Origin of the sequence: Subtercola vilae, from assembly GCF_004923255.1 — a bacterium.
Taxonomy (GTDB): Bacteria; Actinomycetota; Actinomycetes; order Actinomycetales; family Microbacteriaceae; genus Subtercola; species Subtercola vilae.
This window is the reverse complement of the sequence record NZ_QYRT01000083.1, coordinates 1-4,630: the sequence shown is the minus strand read 5'-3', so window position 1 is coordinate 4,630 and position 4,630 is coordinate 1. Positions and strand designations below refer to the sequence as shown.

Genomic DNA, 4,630 nt, shown 5'->3' with positions numbered 1-4,630 from the left:
TGGGGAACGGTATTCGGCGACGACAACATGGCCGCAGCCGTCATCGACCGCGTCGTCCACCACGGCCGGCTCCTCCAGTTCCGCGGCGAGTCCTACCGCGTGAAGCATGCCCTCATGAAATAGCCCTGACGACCCAAAAAACCGGCCGTTGAGGCCGCCGTGCTCCACTGGCCGGAAACAGTGCCGCACTGGCCGGTTAATTAGCGCTGAAATGGCCGGCTTCAAGTTGACAAAACACATTCCAAGGTTGAATACTGAATATTCGCGGCTCTGGGGGCCAGCAGTATTGCCGTCGGGGGCCACAGCATCAGCGAGAGCTTTGCAGGCCTAGCGGCCAGTTTCTTGTGCGCCGGTTCGCGGTCGGGGCATCGCGTGCACGGCTGACGGGCGGCGTCTGCACGAGGGCCGGGTAAGAGCTGCCGCACGCAGGCGTTGCCTGCGCTTGCCCTTCGCAGTGTCGGTCTTCAGTCGACGCGAGCACGACGACGAGAACGCTGAAAGTCGCTGGCCGGAGGGACCCTCCAGGGGCGACTCCGAGCTGGAATATTCGGTGGCGCTCAACGAAAATATCTGCGGCCCCCGAGCACAATATTGGGTGGCTCCCAAGCGAGCAAATACTCAATTGAATATTTGCGCTCCTGAGAGCCATGAATATTGTGGTTGAGAGCCACTTCGTGATGGCGGGGTGTGCTGTCGTGGGGGCGGCGCAATATTGTCGTTCGGAGCCGGCTGGTTAGGCTCCTTCCGCCGTGCGTATGTGGCGCGCGGCAGAAGGAGTAGTCACCAATGGTACGTAGGATCAAAACGAAGCTCGTGCTTGAGCTTCGCGCTCAGGGTTTGACGGGGCGGATGATCGCTCAGGCGCAGGGTGTTTCCCGGAACAGTATCGCGGCGGTGTTCGCTGCCGCGGACAGGGCTGGGATCGAGTGGGATGCCGTCGCTGACCGGAGCGACGCCGAGGTGTACGCGTTGATGTTCCCGGGCCGCGGGGAGCACGAGAGCGTGTTCGTTCAGCCTGACTGGGAACGGGTGCACAAAGAGCTCGCCCGGGTGGGTGTGACGCTGAAACTGCTGCATGGCGAGTATGTCGACAGCTGTGCCGCGGCGGGCGGGCCGGCGATGAGCTACGACCGGTTCTGTAAGACGTACGCCGGGACTGTCTCTTAAACGGCTCTGGCGCACTTTCGGTGGTGGTCTGTGGATCGGTGATGATTTCGGCGTGTCCTGACGCCGGCTGGCCTGTCGAGATGATCAGGATCGTTCGTGCTCGATACGAACTCCGTTATCAAAGAACTCTTCTCAGGACTCGCAGCGTTGGCAGTCACGAGGGTGGAAGGCGCGGGGGCGGTCATCGTCGTGCACGCCACGACCCGTGGTGGTCCGGTCGTTTGTCCGGCCTGCGGAACGCCGACCGCGATGGTGCATGCCTTCCACGTTCGGGCACCGGCTGACCTGCCGGTCGACGGCCGACCCGTGACGCTTCGGGTTCAGGTTCGCAGGATGCGGTGCCAGATCGACGACTGCGCGATGAAGACGTTCCGGGAGCAGGTCCCTGGTCTGCTGGAGCGCTACCAGCGGTCCACGATCCGGCTGACGGGGCAACTGCGCGCGGTGGTCCAAGAACTGGCTGGCCGGGCCTCGGCCCGGGTGCTTCCGGCACTGGGTATCCGTGCGGGCAGGGACACTGCGATCCGGTCACTGCTGAAGATTCCGCTTCCTGACAGGCCTACGCCGATAGTGTTAGGGATCGATGATTTCGCGTTACGTCGCAATCACGACTACGCCACCATAGTGATCAACGCTGATACCGGTCAGCGGGTAGATGTGCTTCCCGGCCGCGGCGGGCAGGTCGTCACCGACTGACTGCGCGCTCACCGGGAGGTTCAGGTCGTCTGCCGTGATGGTTCAGCCGCGTACGCGCAGGCCATCAAAGAGGCCCTGCCGCGAGCAGTGCAGGTAACTGACCGGTGGGACCTGTGGCACGGACTTGCCGAGGCTGCCGGTAAGGAGATCGCCGCGCATTCAGCGTGCTGGGCCACCGCGACCGGACTCCAGGACGGGCCGCGAGCCACCAACACGGCCAACCGTTGGAAGCAGGTGCATGACCTCCTCGAGCGCGGTGTTGGGCTACTCGACTGCTCCCGCCGACTGAATCTCTCCCTGAACACGATCAAACGGTACGCCCGCGCGTCCGAACCGCAGCGGTTGCAACGAGTGCCGCAGTATCGGCCCACACTGGTCGACCCGTACCGTGAACACCTACGCACCCGACGTGAGCATGACCCGGGTGTCGCAGCCACACACCTGCTGACAGAGATACGAGAACTGGGCTACACCGGTAGCCAGAACCTGTTGGTGCGATACCTGAACCAGGGTCGGCACCTCGATGACCACTCTCATCTGTCACCGCGCCGCGCGACCCGGCTGTTGCTGACCAGACCCGACCGGCTCACCACTGGCCAGCAAGAACGACTCACGCAGCTGGCCGGAGCATGCCCAGAGACCACCGCGGTACACCAGCTTGTCGCAAGGTTCGCAGCCCTGCTCACTCCCTCAGGCGACAACGCCGCCAAGCTGAACGAGTGGATCCAGGCCGCTCACGCAGCCGACCTGCCACACGCTCATTCCTTCGCTCGCGGCCTCAAACAAGACCACCCGGCCGTGACCGCAGCAGTCACTATGCCTCACCACAACGGCCGGACCGAAGGCGTAAACACTCGAACGAAAATGCTCAAACGACAGATGTACGGCCGAGCGAGCTTCGCACTCCTCCGACACCGCATCCTGCTCGGCTAACCCCCACCACCGAAAGTGCGCCAGAGCCGTTTAAGAGACAGTCCCGACGAATCGTCGGCTGACCCCTAAATGGTTCCAGAAACTTCACCGGATGTTTCATTTCACATTGGTCATGAACTTGGGTGATCGGACATCGCGCGCCTACGTGAGGCGCTGTTCTGGAGATGTCAGTTCTTGATTGCTCCTGCTGACTGAGTTTTCATTCAGTTGGGCACGGATCGTCTGCGACCTCAGGGGAAATCATGAACAGAAGGATGTCTTTCGTCAGCACGTTCGTAGCGGGGGCGGCCGGGCGCAATACAGTGTGCGCTAGGTTGTGACGGGGCGAAGCCCAAGAACGAGACGATGAGGATGAGCTATGCCCGAGGCCGACACGAGATCCACCGTTTCAGCACCCATCTCGCCCCGGCGAATTTACGTTGAAAGCGAATTCGCTTCGCTGCACACGGTGGTGCTGGCGCAATCAGAAATGCGGCTCCCCGACGCCGACACGTTCTCACCAGCGCAGCTCGATGAAGAGATCGACATCATGCCGGCAGACAAACGCCTCGTCATCCGAGAGCTGCTCGGTAAGGACCATGCGATCGCGATGCCCGCCCGACAGGCTCAATGGGAATGCGAACGAGCCAATTTTCAGGCAGTCCTCGAAAAGCACGACATCGAAGTACTCCGCCCCAGACTTTTGACCCAGTATGAAAAAGATGCCGGCGGTGCGAACGGCTACGCGAACGCCTTCGTTCGCGATCCCTGGTTTACCGTCGGCGGCCACGTCATCGAAGGCTCGCTCCGATTCCCGCACCGCCGCCGCGAAGTTCTCGCCAGCCGAAACATTATGAAGACCCAAGTCATCCCGGCCGGCTCCACCTACAACGCTCTACCCCAGCCCGAAATCATGCCGCTTGAAATCGATGACGGCGGGCCGGGTCCCTTCCTCGAAGGGGGCGATGTGCTCGTGCACGGGCAGCATATTTTTGTTGGCCAATCCGGCCGCGCCTCGACGGCACAGGGAGCGGAGTACCTCCGGAAACTGCTGGAACCGGCCGGATACACGGTTGAAGTCGTACCGCTTAAACCGAATATTCTTCACCTCGACTGCGCGATGGGTATGGTTCGCGAAGGCCTCCTCGTCGTCTACGAGGAGGGTGTACTCAATGGAGTCCCCGAATCGCTTGCGGACTGGGAGAAGATACCGGTAAGCCAACTCGAGGCAGCAAACCTTGGTACCAACGGTCTCCCAATCAGCCCGACCGTGTACATCACCGACCCGTTCTTCGAGCGTATAGGCAGCGAGGTAGCGAAACGCGGAATACACGTCGAATACGTCGACTTCGCAATCTCGCGAGGATTCGGCGGCGCATTCCGCTGCAGCACACAACCATTGTGGAGAGAGACCCCGTAAATGCACCGACCACAGTTCTGAAGACTAAACCCAGCGGTTCCGTGAACCTTGTCGCAGTAGATTCAACAGTGACCGCGCGGAGGGTCACTGAAGTGCTCTCGAAACTTCCCGTGGGGGGAAGAGCGCCGAAGACGGAATACGACCGGATTGGCGATTTTGGTACAGCGTGGACAGATGTGGACGCCAACGGCCGCGATACACGAAGTGACATCCTCGCGCACGACTGACCTGCTGCGAGGTTCTCGCCCGAGCAAATCGCTGGACGCTTGAGGCGAGAATTTCCCACGGATACGAGCATGCGGGCATCTTACGAAACGATCTATCAAGCAATCTACCGGGACCGGCCAGGCCGGATCGGGCGACGAGAGAAACCATTAACCCGCACAAAACGGGCGATCAGGCGACCCCGACGGCCGCCGAATGCGCGGGTGGGCC

Annotated in this window: 2 protein-coding genes and 2 pseudogenes; all 4 read left to right on the top strand. The window is 61.5% G+C overall.

Annotation, left to right across the window (positions count from 1 at the left end; all coding sequences use genetic code 11):
• On the top strand, window positions 1–123 hold a 123-nt coding region (locus tag D4765_RS18770), incomplete at its 5' end, for an ATP-binding protein (RefSeq protein WP_237280562.1).
• Window positions 124–786: 663 nt separating this feature from the next.
• A pseudogene (locus D4765_RS18765) lies at window positions 787–1,149 on the top strand (IS21 family transposase); the annotation flags it as partial.
• Between the two features lie 114 nt (window positions 1,150–1,263).
• Window positions 1,264–2,796: pseudogene (locus D4765_RS18760) on the top strand (ISL3 family transposase).
• Window positions 2,797–3,154: 358 nt separating this feature from the next.
• The gene (locus D4765_RS18755) at window positions 3,155–4,195 is read left to right on the top strand and encodes a dimethylarginine dimethylaminohydrolase family protein (protein ID WP_136643829.1); all 1,041 of its coding nucleotides are present in this window, start codon (window positions 3,155–3,157) and stop codon (window positions 4,193–4,195) included.
• Window positions 4,196–4,630: the final 435 nt, after the last annotated feature.